The 21,626-nt window shown below is 70.6% G+C and carries 16 protein-coding genes and 1 tRNA gene; all 17 read right to left on the minus strand.

All coding sequences use genetic code 11. The features are described 5' to 3' along the window. Positions 1–56: 56 nt before the first annotated feature. Positions 57–144 (minus strand) — tRNA-Leu (locus ACFVXE_RS00600). Between the two features lie 355 nt (positions 145–499). Further along, positions 500–1,669, minus strand: a complete 1,170-nt coding sequence (locus tag ACFVXE_RS00605; protein ID WP_389667749.1) for a sugar phosphate isomerase/epimerase family protein — start codon at positions 1,667–1,669, stop codon at positions 500–502. 49 nt (positions 1,670–1,718) lie between these two features. Beyond that, a complete protein-coding gene (locus ACFVXE_RS00610; RefSeq protein WP_389667750.1) occupies positions 1,719–3,128 on the minus strand; it encodes an alkaline phosphatase family protein in 1,410 nt (469 codons plus the stop codon). Then, positions 3,125–4,300 carry a metabolite traffic protein EboE gene (gene eboE / locus ACFVXE_RS00615; RefSeq protein WP_389667752.1) on the minus strand — a complete coding sequence of 392 codons (1,176 nt, stop codon included), beginning with the start codon at positions 4,298–4,300 and terminating at the stop codon, positions 3,125–3,127. Before eboE ends, ACFVXE_RS00610 begins: the two co-directional genes overlap by 4 nt. A 4-nt stretch (positions 4,301–4,304) precedes the next feature. Beyond that, on the minus strand, positions 4,305–5,153 hold the full coding sequence (locus tag ACFVXE_RS00620; protein ID WP_389667754.1) for a TatD family hydrolase: 849 nt from the start codon (positions 5,151–5,153) through the stop codon (positions 4,305–4,307). After that, positions 5,153–5,860, minus strand: a complete 708-nt coding sequence (locus ACFVXE_RS00625) for an EboA domain-containing protein (protein ID WP_389668077.1) — start codon at positions 5,858–5,860, stop codon at positions 5,153–5,155. Before ACFVXE_RS00625 ends, ACFVXE_RS00620 begins: the two co-directional genes overlap by 1 nt. Next, the gene (locus tag ACFVXE_RS00630; protein ID WP_389667756.1) at positions 5,857–6,738 is read right to left on the minus strand and encodes a sugar phosphate isomerase/epimerase family protein; all 882 of its coding nucleotides are present in this window, start codon (positions 6,736–6,738) and stop codon (positions 5,857–5,859) included. Before ACFVXE_RS00630 ends, ACFVXE_RS00625 begins: the two co-directional genes overlap by 4 nt. Then, entirely contained in the window at positions 6,735–7,790 is a 1,056-nt protein-coding gene (locus tag ACFVXE_RS00635; RefSeq protein WP_389667757.1) for an SCO3242 family prenyltransferase, read from the minus strand. The genes ACFVXE_RS00630 and ACFVXE_RS00635 overlap by 4 nt, the downstream gene beginning before the upstream one ends. Further along, positions 7,787–8,905 carry an inositol-3-phosphate synthase gene (locus tag ACFVXE_RS00640; RefSeq protein ID WP_389667759.1) on the minus strand — a complete coding sequence of 373 codons (1,119 nt, stop codon included), beginning with the start codon at positions 8,903–8,905 and terminating at the stop codon, positions 7,787–7,789. The genes ACFVXE_RS00635 and ACFVXE_RS00640 overlap by 4 nt, the downstream gene beginning before the upstream one ends. A 142-nt stretch (positions 8,906–9,047) precedes the next feature. Next, on the minus strand, positions 9,048–12,761 hold the full coding sequence (locus ACFVXE_RS00645) for a ThuA domain-containing protein (protein WP_389667761.1): 3,714 nt from the start codon (positions 12,759–12,761) through the stop codon (positions 9,048–9,050). A gap of 431 nt (positions 12,762–13,192) precedes the next feature. Continuing rightward, positions 13,193–14,197 (minus strand): sugar phosphate isomerase/epimerase family protein, encoded by a 1,005-nt coding sequence (locus ACFVXE_RS00650; RefSeq protein ID WP_389667763.1) that lies wholly within the window; start codon positions 14,195–14,197, stop codon positions 13,193–13,195. Positions 14,198–14,209: 12 nt separating this feature from the next. Beyond that, entirely contained in the window at positions 14,210–15,439 is a 1,230-nt protein-coding gene (locus ACFVXE_RS00655) for a Gfo/Idh/MocA family protein (protein ID WP_389667765.1), read from the minus strand. 70 nt (positions 15,440–15,509) lie between these two features. Then, on the minus strand, positions 15,510–16,547 hold the full coding sequence (locus tag ACFVXE_RS00660; RefSeq protein WP_389667767.1) for a substrate-binding domain-containing protein: 1,038 nt from the start codon (positions 16,545–16,547) through the stop codon (positions 15,510–15,512). 195 nt (positions 16,548–16,742) lie between these two features. After that, positions 16,743–17,792, minus strand: a complete 1,050-nt coding sequence (locus ACFVXE_RS00665) for an ABC transporter permease (protein WP_389667769.1) — start codon at positions 17,790–17,792, stop codon at positions 16,743–16,745. Beyond that, positions 17,789–19,315, minus strand: coding sequence for a sugar ABC transporter ATP-binding protein (locus tag ACFVXE_RS00670; protein ID WP_389667771.1), 1,527 nt, complete (start codon positions 19,313–19,315; stop codon positions 17,789–17,791). Before ACFVXE_RS00670 ends, ACFVXE_RS00665 begins: the two co-directional genes overlap by 4 nt. A gap of 155 nt (positions 19,316–19,470) precedes the next feature. Continuing rightward, complete coding sequence (locus ACFVXE_RS00675; RefSeq protein ID WP_389667773.1) at positions 19,471–20,652, minus strand: ROK family protein; 1,182 nt, start codon at positions 20,650–20,652, stop codon at positions 19,471–19,473. A 243-nt stretch (positions 20,653–20,895) separates the two neighbouring features. Beyond that, positions 20,896–21,573 carry a GntR family transcriptional regulator gene (locus ACFVXE_RS00680; RefSeq protein ID WP_389667774.1) on the minus strand — a complete coding sequence of 226 codons (678 nt, stop codon included), beginning with the start codon at positions 21,571–21,573 and terminating at the stop codon, positions 20,896–20,898. Positions 21,574–21,626: the final 53 nt, after the last annotated feature.

Raw genomic sequence — 21,626 nt, forward strand, 5'->3', positions numbered from 1 at the left:
CGCGGGTCTCCGCCACTTGTTGTGTTTCCCCCCGGCTCCATTTGGTCAGTTGACCTTGGTGTCCGAGGGGGGACTTGAACCCCCACGCCCGATAAAGGGCACTAGCACCTCAAGCTAGCGCGTCTGCCATTCCGCCACCCGGACCAGGTGATCCGCCCCGGTTTCCCGCGGCGACAAAGAAAACAATACCAGGGGTTTGGGGTGCCTCTCACCTGCATATTCGGTGGTCAGTGCGGTGCGGGCGGGGTGGCGGAGCGAAACGGCCGGGCAGCTTCACTTTGTGTGGCCGCCTGTATGCACAGTGCGCTGACGCGCCCGGCCGGGCGGCCGTCGGCTTCGACGGCGCGTGGTGCCGCGCCACGGCCGAGGCACCGTGCGCTCCTGGTGACGGCCGTGGAGCGCACGGTGCCTGACGTCACCGGGCGGGCGTTCGCGCTGTTCCCCGATGTCAGGAATTCGAGGTGAGGCGCGGACCGCCTCCTCCGGTGCCGCCTCGGTCCTACTTGCGCAGCGCCGCCAGGTTGTCGTAGCCGATCCGCGCATGCTTCAGGGACTGCGCGAGGTCGGTCGAGCTCGGTGCGTTGTCCTGCTCGATCATCGGGTTGCGGTAGTTCGCCTCCCCGACGCGGCTGAAGAACGTCCGGTAGTCGATGACCCCGGTACCGAAGGGGACCATGTCGTAGCCTTCGCCACTGGTCGTGTTGACGACGCCGTCCTTGGCGTGGAACAACGGGTAGCGCTTGTTGTGGGAGCGGACCAGTGCCGCGGGGTCGAAGATGTTCTCCCGCTGCGATCCGTCGTGCGCGGTGTAGGTGTGGAACTTGTACTGGGCGACGTGTGCCCAGTAGATGTCCATCTCCAGCCACACGGTCTTCGGATCGGTGACCTTGAGGAAGTACTCGAGCTTGCGGATGCCGGAGCTGCGGGTGGGTCGGCCCTGTGCGTCCAGCGGACCGCCGTCGAGCAGGAAGCCGTAGGCCGCGTCGTGGTTGTGGGTGTACAGCTTGATCCCCGCACGATGAGCGATCTGTCCCAGCGAGTTCCACTTGTCGGCGGCCACGTCCCAGTCGGCACGGTAGGCGCTGCCGGTGGGGTCGCCACCGGTGCCCATGTGGTCCATGCCGAGGATGTTCGTTATTTCCAGGGTCCGCTTGAACTGGTCCAGGTCGCTCTGGTTCAGCGGCCAGGACGACGGGATGAAGCCGTGGTTGCCCTGGGCGCGCAGACCGTAGTCGTCCAGCCACGAACGCAGCAGCTTCGCGCCCTCCACCGTTTCGAGGTTGCTTCCGCCGGGCGCGTTGGCGTGCTGGCCGTACCCGGCGAACTCGACCTGCTTGTAGCCGTAGCGGGCCAGCTCCTTGAAGACGTCGCGGAAGCCCGAGGGAAGGTTGGTGCTGAGCGGATCCCGGCCCGTGGCGTCGCGCACGGTGTACAGGATGATTCCTCGCTTCGCCGCCGGGACCAGAACCTGGCCGTGGCCGTGATCGTGGCCGTGGTCGTGGCCCTTGTGGGATGCGGGCTGGGCGAAGGCCGGCGACGCGCCGAAGGCGGGCGCGGCGATCGCCGTTGCCGCGGCGGCGGTGCAGCTGCTGAGAAAGCGGCGGCGACTGACGCCGAGGCTGCGGCGCAGGGCGCTGTCTGTTCCGGATTCGTCGTTGAACGCGGTCACGGTCTCTCTCTTTCTCGAAGATGCTCGAAACGCTGTGCACGGACCGATCTCATGCGAGGCCGGCAAGCGTGAGGAGCAAGGACTTCACTTCGGTGGCCCGGACGGGTCCGGTGAACGCGTGGGGGGTGGAGCAGAGGATGAGCGGACCTTCTTCGTCGCTCATGGGGAGGCGGCCGTGGCTGCCTCGAACAGGTGACGGGTCGAGGGGTACGACCGCCATGCGGTAGCGCATGCCGAGCTTCTTGCGGGCCACGGCGGTGGCGGCCTTGACCCGGACGTACGGGTCCTGGGGGTCCAGGAAGAGTTCGACCGGGTCGTAGCCGGGTTTGCGGTGGATCTCGACGAGCTGCGCGAAGTCGGGCGCGCGCGCGTCGTCGAGCCAGTAGTAGTACGTGAACCAGGCGTCCGGGTCGGCGACGGCGACGAGCTCGCCGGACCTCGGGTGGTCGAGGCCATGGGCCTTCTTGCCCTCGTCGTCGAGGAGCTGCTCGATGCCTTGCACGTCCCGGAGCGCTTCGCGGGTCGCGTCCAGGTCCTCGGGACGGCGTACGTAGATGTGGGCGAGCTGGTGGTCGGCGACGGCGAAGGCACGCGAGGCCATGGGGTCCAGGTACTCCATGCCGTCCTGGGTGTGGACCTCCAGCAGGCCGGCGCGGCGCAGTGCCCGGTTGATGTCGACCGGGCGGTCGACGCGGGTGATGCCGTACTCGGAGAGCGCGACGACGGTGCGGCCCTCACGGCGGGCGTCCTCGAGGAGTGGGGCCATGGCCCGGTCGAGGTCGGCGGCGGCCCTGAAGGCGCGAGGGTCGTCGGGGCCGTAGCGCTGCAGGTCGTAGTCGAGGTGCGGGAGATAGCACAGGGCCAGATCGGGGTGGCGGGTGTCCAGGATGTGCCGGGTCGCGTCGATGATCCACTGCGAGGAGACCAGGTCGGCGCCGGGGCCCCAGAAGTGGAAGAGGGGGAAGGTGCCGAGCCTCTCTGTGAGTTCGTCGTGGAGGGCGGGCGGGCGGGTGTAGCAGTCGGGTTCCTTGCGGCCGTCGGCGTAGTAGACGGGGCGTGGGGTGACGGTGATGTCAGTGTCGGCGCCCATGGCGTACCACCAGCAGATGTTGGCCACGGTGTAGCCCGGGTGGACGCGGCGGGCGGCGTCCCAGAGTTTGTCGCCGGCGACGAGTCCGTTGTGCTGGCGCCAGAGAAGGACGTCACCGAGCTCGCGGAAGTACCAGCCGTTGGCGACGATGCCGTGCTCGGCGGGGGTGGTGCCGGTGAGGAAGGTCGACTGGGCGGCGCAGGTGACGGCGGGCAGCACGGTGCCGAGGGGCGCGTGGGTGCCCGACCGACCCAGGGACTTGAGGTGCGGCATGTGGTCGAGGAGCCGGGGGGTGAGGCCGACGACGTCGAGGACGAGGAGGGGGGTGGGTGAGCCGCCGGGCGGCGGGACGGGTTCGGCCGGGTTCATGGGAGCTCCTTGAGGCCGAGGTCGACCAGGAGGTCGCGGGCGAGAGTGAGTTCGGCGGCGATGCCGTCGACGAGCTGGGGGCGGCTGCGGGGGCGCAGCTCGGCGGGGAGCGCCTGCCAGGTGTACGTCTCGACCTCCAGGTGGTGGGTGAGCGGCCGGGCTCCGCCGACCAGGTGGGTCAGCGTGGAGCGGAGCACCGGGAGGGTGGAGGTGAGCGGCGGGGCAGGGGGTGCGTGCAGGGGTACGTGGAAGTGGGCGCGCCACGGGGCGCCGTCGGGAAGTGCCCGTCCGGTGACCGCCTCGTCGAGGTCGTCGGTACCGCGCAGCCCGCCGGTGGTGCTGGTTCGGGTCTGGTGGAGGAAGCGGGGTTCGTCGAAGGCGGCGAGTGCGGTGCGCACTTCGGGGAGGTGCGGGTGTTCGGCGTGCAGGGCGGCGGAGAGCTGGGCCTTGACGACCGGGATGCCCGCCGCGGCGAGTGCGCGCAGGGCGGTGCCGGGGTCTTCGAAGGAGGTGGCGAGGTGGCAGGTGTCGATACAGATGCCGATGCGCCGGTGTCCGACTGCGGTGAGTGGTGCGATGGCGTCGCCGGTGGTCTCGACGGTGCAGCCCGGTTCGGGTTCCAGGCCGATCCGGATGGACTTGCCGGTCGGTTCGGCGAGGGCGTCGAGGCGTTCGGCGAGGGTGGTGAGGGCCGTGTGTGCGGTGCGGGCGGCCTCGGGATCGCCGGCGAACGGGGTGCGCCAGGCGATCGGAAGGGTGGAGATGGTGCCTTCGGTGACGTCGTCCGGGAGCAGCGTGGCGAGCAGCCGGGCGAGGTCCGTGGTGTGGGCGAGCCGTTCGGGGTCCGTCCAGTCGGGCTTGTACACCCGGTACTTGACCTCTTCGGCGCCGAACCCTTCGTACGGAAAGCCGTTCAGGGTGACGACTTCGAGGCCGCGGCGGTCGAGTTCGGCGCGCAGGGAACGCAGTTGGACGGGGTCGTCGATCAGGGTCCTCGCGGCGTTCCTGGCAAGCCAGAGGCCGATGCCGAGACGGTCGCGGCCGAGCCGTCTGCGGACCGGTTCGCAGTGGTCGCGCAGCTGGGCGCGGACGCCGTCCAGGGTCTCGGCGGGGTGGACGTTGGTGCAGTAGGCGAGGTGGACGGTGGATCCGTCGGGGTGGCGGAAGCGCATCGTGTCACTCCCCGCCGCGGAGGATGGAGTTCCCCTCGTGGAGCGGATCGGGGGTGACGGGATCCAGCTGCAGGCGGCCGCTCTGGCCGTAGAAGGCGACGGGGTTGCGCCACAGCACCTGGTCGACGTCGTCGTCGCTGAAGCCGGCGGCGAGCATGGCGTCGCCCACCCTGCGGGTCTTGAGTGGGTCGCTCCGCCCCCAGTCGGCGGCCGAGTTGACCAGGATCTTCTCGGTGCCGTGCGTCCTGAGGATCGCGATCATGCGGTCCTCGTCCATCTTGGTGTCGGGGTAGATGGAGAAACCGGCCCAGCAGCCGCTGTCGGCGGCGTCCTTCACGGTGGTCTCGTTGAGGTGATCGAGCAGGACCCGCTCCGGGGGCAGCTGGGACTCGCGGATGACGTCGATGGTGCGGTGCAGACCGGCGAGCTTGTCGCGGTGCGGGGTGTGGACGAGGGCGGGCAGCCCGTGGTCGGCGGCGAGCTGCAGCTGGGCGGCGAGAGCGGTGTCCTCGGCGGGCGTCATGGAGTCGTAGCCGATCTCGCCGACGGCGACGACGGAGTCCTTGACGAGATAGCGGGGCAGTGCGTCCAGCACGGGGGTGCAGCGGGGGTCGTTCGCCTCTTTGGGGTTGAGGGCGAGCGTGCAGTGGTGGGCGATGCCGTACTGGGCCGCGCGGAAGGGTTCCCAGCCCAGCAGGGCATCGAAGTAGTCGAAGAAGCTGGCGGGCGAGGTGCGCGGCTGGCCCAGCCAGAAGGAGGGTTCGACGAGGGCGCGGACACCCGCGTCGTACATCGCCTGATAGTCGTCCGTGGTGCGGGAGGTCATGTGGATGTGGGGGTCGAAGATGCGCATCAGGACTCCTCCGTGGGGGGATGGGCACTCCCCTGCTCGAGGGTGTTCGGGGGCTCGGGGAAGGGTGCGGGGGCCGTGAGGGTCAGGACGCGGCGCAGGTCGTCGGGGACGGTTCGGCCGGCGGCGGTGCGTTCCGCTGCGAAGTCGCCGAGCATGCGGGCGAGTTCCGTGTCACCACGGGCGCGGCGGGCCAGTCCTTCGACGGCGTCGACGGGGACCCCGGTGAAGAGGCATTTGAGGATGGCGTGGCGCCAGTTGTGCGCGTCGAGGTGCTCGGCGGCGTACGGGCCGACGGCGGCGGCGACCAGCCGGGTGTCGTTGGTGCGCAGGGCGTCCTCGACGAGCGGAAGAGCGGAGGGGCCGAGGTCCAGCCGGTGCAGGGTCAGGAGGACGGCGCGGCGTTCGGCGGCGGTGCCCTGTTCGTAGAGCCTGGTCACGGCGGGCAGGCCGGCGCACGCTTCGAGGAGGAGCAGGGCTCGTACGGAGTCGGCGTGCCGGGGTCCGCAGTTGCGGCCGGCGGCGGCGAACCGCAGCTCCCACGAGGGCGCGGCGTACGGGCTGCTCGCCGCGGTCCCCTCGTGGGCGGCCGCGTGCGCGGCCTCCGCGAGTGCCTCGTCGAGCCAGGCGCGTGCGGCGCCGCCCAGCACCGCGCCGAGCTGGCTGCCGGTCAGCAGCGGGGGCATCTGCGAAGACGCCGAGGAGGTCATCGGCATGGTGTCGCTCCCTTCGAGGACATCGTCGGGACACGGGTGCGCAGGAAGTCGATCGAGGTGCGGGCCAGTTCGGGGCCGGCGTGGGAGTGGCGGGGCAGTTCGACGACGGTGAGGCCGCGGTATCCGGTGTCGCCGAGCGCGTCGAGCACTTCGAGTACCGGCGGGAAGTCGATCTCGCCGTCGCCGAACGGGAGGTGCTCGTGGACGCCCCGGCGCATGTCCTCGATCTGGACGTGGCGCAGCCAGGGTGCGGCGTCGCGGACGCAGTCGGCGGGCGAGGACGTCTCCAGGCACTGGCAGTGACCGATGTCGAGGGTGAGCCCGAGTGGTTCGGGGTCGCCGCTGAGGATGCGGAGATGGTGGAAGTCGGCGAGGTTCGCCAGGAGGTGGCCGGGTTCGGGCTCGACGGCGAGCGGGATACCGGTGCGGGCGGCGGCTGCGAGCACCGGGGCCAGGGCGTCCGCCAGCCGGTGCCAGGCCTCGTCAGGGGTGGTGCCCGGTGGGGTGATGCCGCTGAAGCAGTGCACGGCGTGGGCGCCGAGGTCGGCGGCGACGTCGACGGCACGGACCAGGAGCCGGGTGCGTGCGGCGCGGGCCTCCGGGTCCGGGTCGAGCAGGGACGGGCCGTGTTTGCGGCGCGGGTCGAGGACGTAGCGCGCCCCGGTCTCGACGGTCACGCCGAGCCCGAGCTCGCCGAGCCGGCCCGCGACGTGGCGGGTACGGGCGGCGAGGTCCGGTGCCAGAGGATCCAGGTGCATGTGGTCGAGGGTGAGACCGACGCCGTCGTACCCGAGGTCCGCGAGGAGTCCGAGGGCGTCGTCCAGCCGGAGGTCGGTGAGCCCGTTGGTGCCGTAGCCGAGCCGGATCGTCATGTGGGGCTCACCTTCCGGGCAAGTGCGCGGGCCAGCGGGACGAGCGCCATGACGGTGAGTCCGGTGCGGGCCGATCCGGCGCGGGCGGCGAGCGCGGCCTGGAGCGGGATCATCGCCCGGATGCCGCTGCCGACGGCGCGCTGGGTCAGAGGCGGGGACGGGTTGAGTGCGGCGTGCAGGAGGGGCTTTGCGGCGGTACGGAGATAGGCGCCGGAGAGCGCGGGGAGGAGCAGGCCGGGTGGAGCGGGGAAGCGGGTGGCGGCGGGTGAGCCGCGGTGGCCGTCCGATTGGTCCCCCGGCCCCGGAGGAGTGGGCGGGCCCGCGGTACCGCGCTGTTCGCGCACCGTCGCGGCGCCGAGCGCGACGGTCGCCGCGAGTGCGGCGAGGGGCGCGGCGGTGGAACCGCCCTGGGCCTCGTGCCGGGAGACGGCGGTGACGACGTAGGTGTGCGCCCCCAGCAGGGCGGCGGCCCGAAGGGCGGCGCCGGCCGGGGCGGTGCGGACCGGTGGCGCGGTGCGGGGCTCTTTCGCGTCGGCCCGAGCCGTCCCTGCTGTCCTCGCTGTCCCTGCCGTTCCCGCCGCCGTCCGTGTTCCCGTCCCCGCCGCCGTTGCCGTCGCACCCAGCAGCAGGTCCAGTGCGCGTGCCGTCGCCATGGCCGCCGGTCCCGCCTGTGAGTGCTTCAGCCGGAGGTCGTAGGCCCAGACCGTCGCCGCGAGGCCGGTGGCCACGGCCAGGGCAGGACGGCCCGCACGGGCGGCGAGTCCCAGACCCGCGGCCGTGAGCGTTCCGGCTGCCGTGAGGGCCGCGGCCGGGCTGATCCGCCCCGACGGGATCGGGCGGTGCGGGCGGTCGACTGCGTCCTCGTCCCGGTCCGCCCAGTCGTTGAGGGCCATACCCGCCTCGTACAGGCAGAGTGAGGCGCCGGTGGCCAGCAAGGTGCCGCGGTTGACGCTCAGTCCGACGGCTGCCGACCCGGCGAGTGCGTCCCCGGGCACGGTGAACAGCGCCGAGACCCGCAGCAGTTCCGCCCAGGCCCGCAGCGTCGCCGTCACTGCTCCCCCCGCAGCCGCTCGGCGAAGGCCAGCAGGGCCGTGTACTGCTCGGACAGCGCGGCGGGGCCGCCGTCCGGGTCCTTGAAGTAGAAGCCGAGTTCGGGCCGTGGACCGGACAGTCCCACCTCGTGGGCCCGGGCCAGCAGCCGCGCCAGATCCAGCACCAGCGGGGCGGCAAGTGCCGAGTCGCAGCCCTGCCAGGTCGTCTGGAGCACCATCCGCGCCCCGAGGAAGCCGTCGAACGCGATGTGGTCCCAGGCCGTCTTCCAGTCACCGAGCGCGGGTACGTCGTCGATGTGCACCTCGCCCTGCGGGGCTGCGCCCAGGGTGTCGGCGAGTACGCGTTCCTTGCCCGCGTTCTTGGCCGCCGCCGCGCCGGGGTCGGCCAGCGCCGCTCCGTCCCCGCCGCCCAGCAGGTTGGTGCCCGACCAGGCCCGTACGGGCAGGGCCCGCTGCACGAACATCGGGGCGAGTACGGAGCGGAGCAGCGTCTGGCCCGTCTTGCCGTCGCGGCCCGCGTGGGGAAGTCCGCAGTCCGCGACGGCGTCCTGGAGCGCGGGGGCGCGCAGTCCGGTGGACGGGGTGAAGTTGATGTAGGGGCAGCCGGCCCGCAGCGCCGCCGCGGCGTAGAGCGAGCTGGCGGGCAGCCGGTGGTCGCCGGGAGCGGGTACCGGCTCCGTCGACGCGACGTTGACCACGACCGTGCGGCTCAGGCCGCCCCGGCGGGTGAAGTCGGTGAGGTCGGCCGCGAACGCGGTGATGAGTTCGTCGTCGGTGCGGGTGTCGCCGGGCAGCGGGCCGCCGGTTCTCGTCTCCGCGTCGGCGGCGGCGAGTTCGGAGCGTACCGCCGCGGGCAGCCCGTGCGGGAGCACTCCTCCGGCGGCCAGCGCCTCCGCCCGTTTGGGAAGCGGGCAGTCGACGGTGTCGTGTCCGCCGAAGACCAGGGAGTTCAGTGCCGGCAGCCCGCTGTCGCCGAACGGCGCGGTCTCGGTGACCATGCCTGCCGCCGGGTGGAGCCCCGCCGCGACCGCCGCGCAGCCCGCCATGGCGGTGGTGGCGACGGAGCCACGTGCTCCGATGAACCAGACTCCGGTACGAACGGCATGTGCTGACACGGGCTGCCTCCCTGGCTGGGGGTCCTTGCTGGGCAGTGCGGAGAGAGCGGCGCTGATCGGATCGGGGCGGGTGGGGAAGAGGTGGTGACGGCGGGCGGGGTAGGGCCTTTGCCCCGCCCGCCGTCCGACTGCGACTGTCGTCCTAGGTGGCCGGCAGTTCCTTCAACTCGATGTTGCGGAAGGACACCTGGTCGTCGGCCCCGTGGTTCTGGAGACCGATGAAGCCGTTCTTCAGGCTGCGTACGGGATCGGTGTTGGTGAAGTCGTTGATCTTGACTCCGTTGAGGAAGACCTGGAGCCGTTCACCCTGGACCTTGATCTCGTAGCTGTTCCACTGGCCGGGCGGCCGCAGTACCTGGTCACGTGCCTTGATGTCCGCCGCCTTGAAGGTGTAGACGGAGCCCGTGGTGCGGTCGGGCGCGTCCGTGGCGTCGATCTGGACCTCGTAGCCGTTGTTCACGGCAGACCAGGGGTCGTCGGACTCCGGGAAGCCCACGAACACACCGGAGTTGTCGTCGCCCGCCAGTTTCCAGTCGAGCTTGAGCGAGTAGGACCCGAGCTCCTTGGCCTGGTAGGTGAGGAGACCCATGCCGCCCTCGGAGCGGAGCTCACCGTCGACGACGTCGAACTTCCCCGGTCCGGCCTGCTTCCAGCCCTCGAGCGTCTTGCCGTTGAAGATCGACCGGTACCCGGTGGCCGGCTTGCAGTTCGCCTGCACCTGTCCGGCCGCGTACCGGACGCCGCCGAGGAGGAGCTGACGGAAGTCCGGGTCGGCGTACGACTCCTTGGTGTGGCCGAGGCCGGTGTAGAAGGAACGGCCGCCCTGGTAGGTCTGGCACCAGGTGATCGGGTGATCGCCCTTCATGGTGCCGCCTGTGTAGGTCGTCTCGTCGAGCGTGGCGAGGACCTTCACCTTGTCGCGCGGGTTGGTGCGGTAGTTGTACAGCTCGTCGGTACGGTCCCAGGCATCGCCGAGGTGGGCGGTCGCAGGGTTGTTGTGGTCCTCGACGCGGACGGTGACGGGCTGGATGGCGGGGTGCCCGGCGAAGTACGCGCCGACCAGTCCGCCGTAGAACCCCCAGTCGTACTCGGTGTCCGCGGCGGCATGCACACCCATGTAGCCGCCGCCGGAGCTGATGTAGTTCTCGAACGCCTTCTGCTGGTCGGCGTTGAGGACGTCACCGGTGGTGGAGAGGAAGACGACGGCGTCGTAGCGGGCGAGGTTGCTGGTGGTGAACTGACCCGCCTCCTCGGTCGCGTCGACGGTGATGTTGCTGCTCGCGCCGAGTTCCTTCAGTGCGGCGATGCCCTCGGGGATGGCGTCGTGGCGGAAGCCGGCCGTCTTCGAGAAGACCAGGACCCGCTTGGCGGTATGGTCGGGTGCGCTGTTGGAGAGCTCGAAGTCGTCGATGTCGTAGAGCGCTCCCTCGCCGCCCTTGAAGACCAGGAAGAGTTCGGTGGCCTTCTTCGGAACGCCGCGCAGCGGTACGTCGATGTCCTGGAACGTCTCCCAGCTGCCGGTCACCGGCACCGGCGCGGAGCCGAGGATCTTTCCGGTCGCGGAGCCGGCCCGCACTTCGAGGAATCCACCCGCGCCGCCGGACGAGATCCGGGCGGTGAGCTTGGTGGAGTCGCCGAGGATGTACGGCTTGAAGGCGATCCAGTCGTCGTTGTTGATGTCGCCGACCGTCTTGCCGCCCTCGGCGTTCGCCTTGTCGTACGTCTGGATGCCGGACGAGTCGGTGAAGTGCTCGGCCTGCCGGTGGCGGGGCTGCAGTTGTGCCTGGTCGTGGCTGGAGAGTGCGGCCTGACCGCCGCCCCCGCCGTCGGTGTAGGAGGCGTCGATGACTCCGAAGATGTTGGCGTTCGGGTCGTGTCCGCCGTCCATCTCGGTCTTGATGGTGCCGGTGCAGCCGTGCGTCGATGTGATCGGGTGACCGTGGTTGTCATGGCCGAGCACGAAGCTGACCTGGACCTTGGAGCAGTCGATCGTGCCGTCCTCGGGGTCGGTGACGGTCACCTTGAACGGGATGTCGTCGCCGAAGCTGAACAGCTGTCCGTCGCCCGGGAGTTCCAGGTTCACGGTGGGCGCCGTGTTGCCGACGGTCACATGGACGCTCGCCGAGCCGGTGCGGCCGGTGGGGTCCTTGGCGGTGACCGTCGCGGTGTACGTGCCGTTCTTCTTGTACGTGTACGTGGGGTTCGCGGCGGTCGACGTGCCGCCGTCGCCGAAGTCCCAGGCGTAGGTGAGCGCGTCGTTGTCGGAGTCCGACGTACCGGCGGAGGAGAACTTCACCTTGAGCGGCGAGGTTCCGGACGTCTTGTCGGACGCGGCCTCGGCGACGGGTGAGTGCCCGCCGGTGGCGTTCTCGATGCGGTAGAGCGCGGAGTGCTCGTCACCGCCGAACCAGGAGAGGCCGTAGTCCAGGACGTACAACGCCCCGTCCGGGCCGAAGGCCATGTCCATCACCTGGGTCCCGGACCACGGGATGTCGTTGATGGACTTGACGGTGCCGTCGCCGTCCTGCTCGATCCGCTTGATCCACTGCCGGCCGAACTCACCGGCGAAGAAGTCTCCGTCGTACGCCTCGGGGAACTTCACGGGTGAGTCGAGGTTCGGGTCGTAGTGGTAGACGGGACCGCCCATCGGCGACTCTGATCCGGTGCCGAACTCGGGCACCGAACCGCCGTCGTACGGGATCCACGCGGGCTGCGCCGGAGGCAGGTCGACCAGGCCGGTGTTGTGCGGCGAGGTGTTCTTCGGGGCGGCGCAGTCGAAGGCGGCGCCGGACGTCTGCGTCGCGAAGTCGTACTGGATGAACGGGTCGTTGTTCCCGGTGCAGAACGGCCAGCCGAAGTTGCCCGCCTTGGTCACCCGGGCGAACTCGACCTGTCCGGCCGGTCCGCGCTTCGGGTCCGCCGCACCGGCGTCGGGACCGTAGTCACCGACGTACACGATGCCCGTGGCCTTGTCGACGCTGAACCGGAAGGGGTTGCGGAAGCCCATCGCGTAGATCTCGGGCCGGGTCTTGTCCGTGCCCGGGGCGAAGAGGTTGCCGTCGGGGATGGTGTACGAGCCGTCGTCCGCGACCTTGATCCGGAGGACCTTGCCCCGCAGGTCGTTGGTGTTGCCCGCGGAGCGCCGGGCGTCGAACGCCGGGTTGCGGTCGGGGCGTTCGTCGAGCGGCGCGTAGCCGTCGGAGGCGAACGGGTTGGAGTCGTCACCGGTCGACAGATACAGGTTGCCCTGCGCGTCGAAGTCGATGTCGCCGCCGACATGGCAGCAGATGCCGCGCGACGTCTTGACGTCGAGGACCTTCTTCTCGCTGCTCAGGTCGAGGGTGCCGTCCTCCTTGAGGACGAAGCGGGAGAGCCGGTTGACGCCGTCGAACTTGGCGAAGTCCGCGGCGGTGCCGGTCTCCGGGGCGTCGCCGGAAGGGGTGTCCAGCGGCGGCGCGTAGTAGAGGTAGATCGCCCGGTTCTTGTCGAAGTCCGGGTCGATGCCGACGCCCTGGAGGCCTTCCTCGTCGTGCGAGTAGACCGGGAGCACGCCGGAGATCCTGGTGTCGCCGGCGCTGTCGGTGATCCGCAGCTCGCCGCTGCGCGAGGTGTGCAGGACGCTGCGGTCCGGGAGCACGGCCAGCGACATGGGTTCGCCTGTCTCGGCGGCGCCCTTGGCGAGGGTGACCTGCTGGAAGTCCTCGGCCGCCGGCGCGTCGGCGGCGGCCGGTGAGACCGGGCCGGCCGCGGCGGCGCCGGGCTGGACGCCCAGGGCGAGGGCGGCCGCGGTGAGCAGGCCCCCGGTGAACAGGGCGAGGGATTTACGGAATCGGGGCCGGATTCTGGTTCTGTGCACGAGTGTCCTCCGGAGAGTGCCGGTTGTACGGGCGGGTGGAGCCGTGCCGTTCCGCGCGGGGACTGCCGCGCAGGTCACCGGGGCCGGGTGGGGCCCAGGGGACGCGAGTCATTTCGTGTACACCACAGGGACGGTAGACGCGTTCGTCCGGGGTGGAAAGCCCTTGCGCAGCAGATAAGTTGAACTTTTTCCTGCATCAGGACAAAGCGGGTTCCGGGCAGCCGGGACCGCCCCGACGGCGGGTGTGCCGCCGGGCTGTGCGGACCTGCCCCTGTCCGTCGCCTTCCGGACCGGGCTCCGGCCCTCCGTCACCGGACGTACCGGAGAACGCCCTCGGACATCCGGCGGGCGTGGTCGTGCCGGGTGGGCGATCAGCCTCTTCCCGGAGATCGAGGAGCGGAGGTCCGGGGGACGGGCCCCCGGACCGTTCCTCAGTCGCCGCCCCCGAACGCCGCGTCGAACGACGCCGCCGGCGGGTCGAAGTCGTACCTCTTGAGCGTGGTCAGCGCTTCCGGAGCGCCCACCAGCCGGTCCATCCCGGCGTCCTCCCACTCCACCGAGATCGGGCCCTCGTAGCCGATGGACCGGAGCATCCGGAACACGTCCTCCCACGGCACGTCGCCGTGACCGCCGGAGACGAAGTCCCAGCCGCGCCGCGGGTCGCCCCACGGCAGGTGCGAGCCGAGCCGGCCGTTGCGCCCGTCGAGGCGCTTGCGTGCCTCCTTGCAGTCCACGTGGTAGATCCGGTCCCGGAAGTCGTAGAGGAAGCCGACCGGGTCGAGGTCCTGCCAGACGAAATGGCTCGGGTCGAAGTTCAGCCCGAACGCCGCCCGGTGGCCGACGGCCTCCAGCGCGCGGTGCGTGGTCCAGTAGTCGTAGGCGATCTCGCTGGGGTGCACCTCGTGGGCGAAGCGCACGCCCTCCGCGTCGAACACGTCGAGGATCGGGTTCCAGCGTTCGGCGAAGTCCTCGTACCCCCGCTCGATCATCCGCGGCGGCACCGGTGGGAACATGGCCACCAGGTGCCAGATGGACGACCCGGTGAAGCCGATGACGGTACGGACTCCGAAGGCCGCGGCCGCGCGGGCGGTGTTCTTGATCTCCTCGGCGGCCCGCCGCCGGACGCCTTCGGGCTCACCGTCACCCCAGATCCGGGCGGGCAGGATGCCCTGGTGACGCTCGTCGATCGGGTTGTCGCAGACCGCCTGGCCGACGAGATGGTTGGAGATCGCCCAGCATTTCAGCCCGTACTTTTCGAGCAACTCCCGCCGGCCGTCCAGGTAGCCGGGGTCGGCGAGGGCCTTGTCGACCTCGAAGTGGTCTCCCCAGCAGGCGAGTTCGAGCCCGTCGTAGCCGAAGTCCCGGGCGAGCCGGCAGACCTCCTCCAACGGAAGGTCGGCCCACTGGCCGGTGAAGAGGGTGAAGGGACGGGGCATGCGCGGAACCTCCTAGAGCTGTACGGGGGTGTGTACGGAGTTCTTCTCGGCGCTCTCCTCCACCGCCGCGAGGACCCGCTGCACCTGGAGTCCGTCGGCGAAGGACGGCACCGGGTCAGCCCCTTCGGCGATCGTCAGGACGAGGTCGCGGGCCTGATGGATGAAGGTGTGCTCGTATCCGAGGGCGTGGCCCGGCGGCCACCACGCCTCCAGATAGGGATGTTCGGGCTCGGTGACCAGGATGCGGCGGAAGCCGGCGGTGGTGGCCGCTTCGGTGTGATCGTGGAAGGACAGCTCGTTGAGCCGTTCCAGATCGAAGGCGAGCGAGCCGCGTTCCCCGTTGATCTCCAGCCGCAACGCGTTCTTGCGGCCGGCCGCCATCCGGGTCGCCTCGAACGAGGCCAGCGCTCCGGAGGCGAGCCTGCCGGTGAACAGGGCCGCGTCGTCGACGGTGACCGCCCCACGTGCCGCGCTGTCGGCGGTGCCCGAGAGCCCCGCCGGCCCACCGGACAGCAGGGGTCTCTCCCGTACGAACGTCTCGGACACCGCCGACACCCCCACGAGCAGCTCCCCCGCCAGATACTGGGCGAGGTCGACGATGTGCGCCCCGAGGTCGCCGAGCGCACCGGATCCGGCGTGCTCCCGCTTGAGGCGCCAGGTCAGCGGCGACTCCGGGTCGACCAGCCAGTCCTGCAGATAGGTGGCCCGCACGTGCCGCAGGGGGCCGAGCCTGCCGTCGGCGATCAGCGTCCGCGCGTAGGCGATCGCGGGCACCTTGCGGTAGTTGAAGCCGACCATGGCCACCTGACCACGCGCCCTGGCACGTTCCGCGGCCTCCGTCATGGCCTCTGCCTCGGCGACCGAGTTGGCGAGCGGCTTCTCGCACAGCACGTGCTTGCCCGCCTCCAGGGCGGCGATGGCGATCTCCGCATGGCTGTCGCCCGGTGTGCAGATGTCGACGAGCTGAACGTCCTCCCGGGCGATCAGGGCGCGCCAGTCCGTCTCCGCCGCCGCCCAGCCGTGCCGGCCGGCGGCGGCGGTGACCGCCGTACGGTCGCGTCCGCAGATCGCGGCGAGAGCCGGCTGCATCGGCAGGTCGAAGACGTGTCCTGCGGTGCGCCACCCCTGTGAGTGGGCGGCGCCCATGAACGCGTATCCGACCATGCCGACCCCGAGCGTCGCCTTCGGCACAGCTGTCGGCGGCGCTGCGGCCTCCTGATCCGTCTCTTCCCTGCGGGCCATACGGGGTTCCTCCTCGTCGGTGGTTCGGTGGGCGCGCGGCAGGAGGGTCAGCACCCTCCTGGACGGCGGATCAGCTGAAGCCCGTCGGCAGGTACTGGTCGATGTTGTCCTTGGTGACGACGGCCGAGTAGAGGGTCAGGCTGGTCGGGATCTCCATCTCGGCGAGCCCGCCGATGCCCTTGCTCTGGCCCAGCGCCCGCGCCAGGTCGATGGCGGAGGCAGCCATCGTCGGCGGGTAGAGGACCGTGGCCTTCAGAACGCTGTCGTCGGCCTTGATGGCGTCCATCGCGGACTTCGCCCCTGCCCCGCCGACCATCAGGAACTCGTCTCGGCCTGCCTGCTGGATGGCACGCAGTGCGCCGACGCCCTGGTCGTCGTCGTGGTTCCACAGCGCGTCGATCTTCTTCTGCGCCTGCAGGAGCTGGGCCATCTTCGCCTGGCCGGACTCGACGGTGAACTCCGCGGCCTGACGGGCCACCAGTTTGATGTTGGGGTAGTTCTTCAGGGCGTCGGCGAAGCCCTGGCTGCGCTGCTTGGTGAGTTCCAGGTTGTCGATGCCGGCGAGCTCGACGACCTTGGCGTTCGACTTGCCCTTGAGCTGTTCACCGATGTAGGTACCGGCGTTGAGGCCCATGCCGTAGTTGTCGCCGCCGATCCAGCAGCGGTATGCCTGCGGCGAGGCGAAGATGCGGTCCAGGTTGATGACGGGGATGCCCGCCTTCATGGCTTCCAGTCCGACCTGGGTGAGTGCCTTGCCGTCGGCGGGGAGGATGACGAGGACATCGACCTTCTTGTTGATGAGGGTCTTGACCTGGCCGATCTGGGCCGCGGTGTCGTTGGAGCCCTCGGTGATCTCCAGGGTCACCTCGGAGTACTTCGCCGCCCGTGACTTGGCGTTCTCGTTGATGGCGTTGAGCCATCCGTGATCGGCCTGCGGTCCGGCGAAGCCGATGGTGATGGCCTTGCCGGGCTTGTCGTCCGCGGCGGGCCCGCTGGACTGCGCGGTCTGCGACTTCTTGGGCTCGTTGCTGGTACAGGCGGTGAGGAGGGCGCCCGCGGAGACGGCCGCGGTGCCGAAGAGCAGTCCTCTGCGGCTGGTTTCTGGCATGGCTGTCGAACCCTTCATCCGGTGCGTGGGTGGCATGCGGAACTGCGGGTGGCTGTGGTGGGAGAAAGAGGGGATGGGGAGAGTCCGGGGGCGGAGCACCCCGAGGGGTCTGCCGCAGTCCGGCGGCAGGCTTCGGGGTCTCGTGCCCGGATCGTGCCGGGCCTGCGTGCCCCGGCCCGGTCCGGGCGGAATCCCCTAGGTCTCCCCGTGGGCCGAGGTTCGGCGCTGGACCAGGACGGCGGCGACGATGATCGCGCCCTTGGCGATCTGCTGGACATCGCTCTGCAGATTGTTGAGCGCGAAGATGTTGGTGATGGTGGTGAAGACGAGGACGCCGAGGACGGAGCCGACGATGGTGCCGCGTCCGCCACTGAGCAGGGTGCCACCGATGATCGCGGCGGCGATGGCATCGAGCTCGTACAGGTTGCCGTTGGTGTTCTGCCCCGAGCCGGACAGGATGATCAGCATGAAGGCGGCGATGCCGCAGCAGAGCCCGGAGAGCAGGTACAGGTAGAGGCGCTGCCGCCGTACGTCGATCCCGGCGAGCCGGGCCGCTTCCGCGTTGCCGCCCACGGCGACCGTACGGCGTCCGAAGGTCGTCCGGTTCAGCACCAGCCAGCCGACGACGGTGACCGCGGCGAAGACCATGACCAGGGGCGGGATGCCGAGGACGTAGGAGTCGGGCAGCCCCAGGTCGAGGACCGACCGGACGGTGACGATCTGTGTCTTGCCGTCGGTGATCTGCAGGGCGAGACCGCGGGCCGAGGCGAGCATGGCCAGGGTCGCGATGAACGGCACCATCCGCCCGTACGCGATCAGCAGCCCGTTGACGAGTCCGGCGCCGAGGCCGACGAGTACGGCGGTGAAGAGGATCCCCGCGAACCCGTACTCCTGGGTGGCGAGCGTGGTCGCCCACACCGAGGCGAGCGCGACCATCGCGCCGACCGACAGATCGATGCCGCCGCTGGTGATGACGAACGTCATGCCGACGGTGACGACGCCGATGACGGACGACTGGGTGAGGATCAGCTGCAGGTTCCCGGTGTCCAGGAAGGCGTCGGGCTCGGTGAACCCGCCGACGGCGATCAGGACGGCGAGGACGCCGAGCAGCGACAGGTTGCGGACGTCCGCGCGCACCCCGAGGGCGCGCAGCGAGCCGCCCTTCGAGGGGGGCCGCGCGGCGGGGGCGGGCGGGGCCGCCTTGTCCGGCCCACCGTGCTGCGCCGAGGAGACGGGCTGTGTCATGACGTCGGGCTCCCTTCCATCACAAGGTCGAGTACGCGGTGCTCATCGAGCTCCCGAGCGTCCGCGGTATGCACCACACGGCCCTCGCGGAGCACCAGCACCCGGTCGGCGAGACCCAGCACTTCGGGCACTTCGCTGGAGACCAGCAGGACGGCGAGGCCTTCGTCGGCCAGCCGGCGGATCACGGCGTACAGCTCGGCGCGGGCGCCGACGTCGACACCGCGGGTCGGTTCGTCGAGCAGCAGCACCCGGCAGCCGCGCAGCAGCCAGCGGGCCAGGACGGCCTTCTGCTGATTGCCGCCGGAGAGGGTGCGGACGGGGGTGTCCGGGTTGTCGGGGCGGAGCGAGAGTTCACGGGTGGCGGCTCGGGCGGCCCGGCGTTCGGCGGCGCGGTCGAGCCAGCCGGCCCGGGAGAAGCGGGAGATGGACGACACGGAGACGTTGCGGGTGACGGATTCGAGCATCAGCAGGGCCTGTGCCTTGCGTTCTTCGGGGGCGAGCCCGATGCCCGCGGCGACGGCGGCGCGGACACTGCCGGGGCGGAGCGGCCGCCCGCCGACGAGGACCCGGCCCGCGCTGGGCCTGCGCGCACCGTAGATCGTCTCCAGGATCTCCGAGCGCCCGGAGCCGACGAGCCCGGCGAGTCCGACGATCTCGCCGGGCCGCAGCACCAGGTCGACCGGAGCGAACTCCCCTTCCCTGGCGAGTCCTTCAACGGTGATCACCGGGTCCTGCCGGGTGCCGTCCGGGACGGCCGGGGGGCGCTGCGGGAAGACGTACTCGACGTTGCGGCCGGTCATCATCGCGACGATGTCGCGCGTGGGGGTGGACTCGGCGGGCAGACCGACCGCGACGGCCCGCCCGTCCTTGAGCACGGTCACGCGGTCGCCGATCCGCCGGATCTCCTCCAGCCGGTGGGAGATGTAGACGACCGCCACCCCGTCGGCGGTGAGTGAGGCGACGATACGGAAGAGGTTGTCGACCTCGTCGGGGTCGAGGGCGGCGGACGGCTCGTCCATCACGATGAGCCGTACGTCGTGGGAGAGCGCCCGCGCCATGGAGACGATCTGCTGCTGGGCCGCGGAGAGCGCGCCGACCTGGCGGGCGGGGTCGATCTCGGGATGGCCGAGACGCTTCAGCAGAGCGGCGGCCGCCGAGCGGCCCTCGCGGGTGCGGACGACGAAGCGGGCGGTGGTGGGTTCATGGCCGAGGAAGATGTTCTCGGCGACCGAGAGCCCTTCTACCAGGTCGAGTTCCTGGTAGATGGTGGCGATGCCGAGCCGCATGGCGGCGATCGGCGACTTGAGCGAGACGGGTGCGCCGCGCCAGGTGATCTCGCCGCCGTCGGGCTGGTGGGCCCCGGCGAGCACCTTGATGAGGGTGGACTTGCCGGCGCCGTTCTGTCCGAGCAGACAGTGGACTTCGCCGGCCTGGACCTCCAGGTCCACGCCGTCCAGGGCGCGCACACCGGGGAACGACTTGGTGATGCCGGACATGGTGAGCAGGGGTGGTTCTGGTGCCATGACAAATCCCCTCGGCGAATGGGGTCTCCCCTGCTCGAGCGAAGCCGAGAGTTCGGGGAAGGGCCGGTGAGCGGGCAGGGCGCAGTGCTGTTCCGGGGTGGCCCCCGGCCGGAAGTGGGCGGGGTGGGTGGTGCCGTGGTACTGCCGGCCGAGGATCAGGCCGGTGAGAACAGGTGGTCGCTGATGAGCCGGGCGGCGCCGATGACTCCGGCGGTCGGCCCCAACTCGCCCAGCACGATGGGGAGATTGCCGGTGGCCAGCGGCAGGGACTGCCGGTAGACCTGGGTCCGGACACTGGCGAGGAGCGTGTGACCCAGTCCGGTCACGCCACCGCCGATCACCACCAGTCCGGGATTGAAGAAGCTGACGAGTCCGGCGATGACCTGACCGACCCGGTTGCCGCCCTCGCGGATCAGGTCGAGCGAGGTGGCGTCACCGGCGGCCGCGGCGGCGGCAACGTCGACGGCGGTGAGTTTCCCGGCCGCCTCCAGCCGGGCCGCGAGCTCCTGCGACTGTCCCGCGCGCGCCGCGTCCTCGGCGTCGTGGGCCAGTGCGGCGCCGCTGAAGTGGGCCTCCAGGCAGCCCCGGTTGCCGCAGGCGCAGGCGCGGCCGTCGGGTTCGACCTGGATGTGGCCGATGTCGCCGGCGCTCCCCGTCGTGCCGCGGTAGACGTCGCCGCCGACGACGATGCCGCACCCGATGCCGGTGCCGATCTTGACGCAGAGGAAGTCGCCCACGGAGCGTGCGACGCCCGCGTGCTGCTCCCCCATCGCCATCAGGTTCACGTCGTTGTCGACCATGACGGGGCAGCCCAGTTCCTGACTGAGCGCCTCGCGGACCGGGAAGCCGTCCCAGCCGGGCATGATCGGGGGTGCCACCGGTACGCCTTCGGGGAAGCGGACCGGTCCCGGGACGCCGATGCCCGCTCCGTCGAAACCTTCGGCGAGCCCGGAGGCCCGGAGCTTGGCCGCCATGGACAGCACCTGCTCGAAGACGGCGACGGGGCCTTCGCGCACGTCCATGGGGTGGTTGAGGTGACCCAGGACCTCCAACTCCGCGTTGGTGACCGCCACATCGATCGACGTGGCGCCGATGTCGACACCGAGGAAACGCAGTGCCGGAGCCAGCCGGATGTTGTGCGAGCGGCGCCCGCCGCGGGAGGCGGCGAGCCCGTCGGCCACGACAAGTCCGGTCTCCAGCAGCCTGTCCACCTCGACGGCGAGCTTGGAACGGGAGAGATCGACCTGATCCCCGAGCTGTGCCCGTGAGTTGGGCCCGCCGTCGCGCAAAAGCCTGAGCAGTCGCGCCTGATGCGCATTCGCGGGTCGTGCCGTCATACGTCTCACGTGCCCCTCCCCGCCACATCGGCTTATCCGTCGGGCTTTCGAGGGGAACGTAGCAGCGGTTGCCGGGAGTGGGAAGAAGTTGCGCAGAAATCCGCTACAACTTTCTCCACATCGAGGACAAAGGCGTTCGGCCGGACCGCGGGCCCGCCGCTGGCGCAGCCACGCCGCCACACCGTCGACCGGGCCGCGGTCCTGGACCCGTGCGGCCGGGCGGCGCGTGCCGCCCGGGAGGTACTAACCCCGTTCGCGCTGGTGGTAGGTCTTGCGGGTGTGCTCCGTGTGACCACGCATGATTTCCGTGGCCCGCTGTTCGTCGTGCGAGGCCATCGCCGCGATCAGCGAGCGGTGTTCGATCCAGGACTGGGTGCCGCGCTGGCGGGCCACCGGCGTGTAGTACCAGCGGACCCGGCGGTCGACCTGTCCGGCCAGTTCGGAGAGGACCACATTTCCGGCCAGCTCCATCACCTTGGCGTGGAAGGCTGCGTTGGTGGCGACAGCGAGGTCCACCTCGTCGTCGGCGACGGCCTGTTCACCCTTGGCGCAGAGCTCTTCCAGCGCGGCGATGCCGGCCGCGTCGGAGTTGGCCGCCGCGAGCCGCGCGGCCTCCGCCTCCAGGAGCGTGCGCACCGAGAGCAGCTGGTCGGCCTCCTCCTCGGTGGGCTCATGGACGAACGCGCCCTGGGCGGGGCGCAGATCGACCCAGCCCTCGGTGTTCAGCCGCTGCAACGCCTCGCGCACCGGCTGCCGGGACACCCCGAGGTGTCCGGCCAGTTCACTCTCCACCAGATGCTGGCCGGGGCGGAGCGCACGCGTGGTGATCAGTTCGAGCAGCGCCTCGTAGACGCGCTCGCGCAGCGGACCCGGCCGTTCCAGTTTCGGCACGGCGCCCTGTGGCAGTCCTGTGGACAACATCGCGGTCCCCCTCCGGCAAGCGATGAGCAATTGCTTATCGTCTACAGTCTACC

Source organism: Streptomyces sp. NPDC058231, assembly GCF_042882275.1.
Classification (GTDB): Bacteria; Actinomycetota; Actinomycetes; order Streptomycetales; family Streptomycetaceae; genus Streptomyces.

What these genes read in the sequence shown, in the direction of transcription:
- ACFVXE_RS00675 (WP_389667773.1), bottom strand. Translation starts at nt 20,652, where the DNA reads ATGACGGCACGACCCGCGAATGCGCATCAGGCGCGACTGCTCAGGCTT.
- eboE (WP_389667752.1), bottom strand. Translation starts at nt 4,300, where the DNA reads ATGCGCTTCCGCCACCCCGACGGATCCACCGTCCACCTCGCCTACTGC.
- ACFVXE_RS00625 (WP_389668077.1), bottom strand. Translation starts at nt 5,860, where the DNA reads ATGACCTCCTCGGCGTCTTCGCAGATGCCCCCGCTGCTGACCGGCAGC.
- ACFVXE_RS00660 (WP_389667767.1), bottom strand. Translation starts at nt 16,547, where the DNA reads ATGCCAGAAACCAGCCGCAGAGGACTGCTCTTCGGCACCGCGGCCGTC.
- ACFVXE_RS00680 (WP_389667774.1), bottom strand. Translation starts at nt 21,573, where the DNA reads ATGTTGTCCACAGGACTGCCACAGGGCGCCGTGCCGAAACTGGAACGG.
- ACFVXE_RS00670 (WP_389667771.1), bottom strand. Translation starts at nt 19,315, where the DNA reads ATGGCACCAGAACCACCCCTGCTCACCATGTCCGGCATCACCAAGTCG.
- ACFVXE_RS00665 (WP_389667769.1), bottom strand. Translation starts at nt 17,792, where the DNA reads ATGACACAGCCCGTCTCCTCGGCGCAGCACGGTGGGCCGGACAAGGCG.
- ACFVXE_RS00630 (WP_389667756.1), bottom strand. Translation starts at nt 6,738, where the DNA reads ATGACGATCCGGCTCGGCTACGGCACCAACGGGCTCACCGACCTCCGG.
- ACFVXE_RS00620 (WP_389667754.1), bottom strand. Translation starts at nt 5,153, where the DNA reads ATGCGCATCTTCGACCCCCACATCCACATGACCTCCCGCACCACGGAC.
- ACFVXE_RS00610 (WP_389667750.1), bottom strand. Translation starts at nt 3,128, where the DNA reads ATGAACCCGGCCGAACCCGTCCCGCCGCCCGGCGGCTCACCCACCCCC.
- ACFVXE_RS00655 (WP_389667765.1), bottom strand. Translation starts at nt 15,439, where the DNA reads ATGGCCCGCAGGGAAGAGACGGATCAGGAGGCCGCAGCGCCGCCGACA.
- ACFVXE_RS00650 (WP_389667763.1), bottom strand. Translation starts at nt 14,197, where the DNA reads ATGCCCCGTCCCTTCACCCTCTTCACCGGCCAGTGGGCCGACCTTCCG.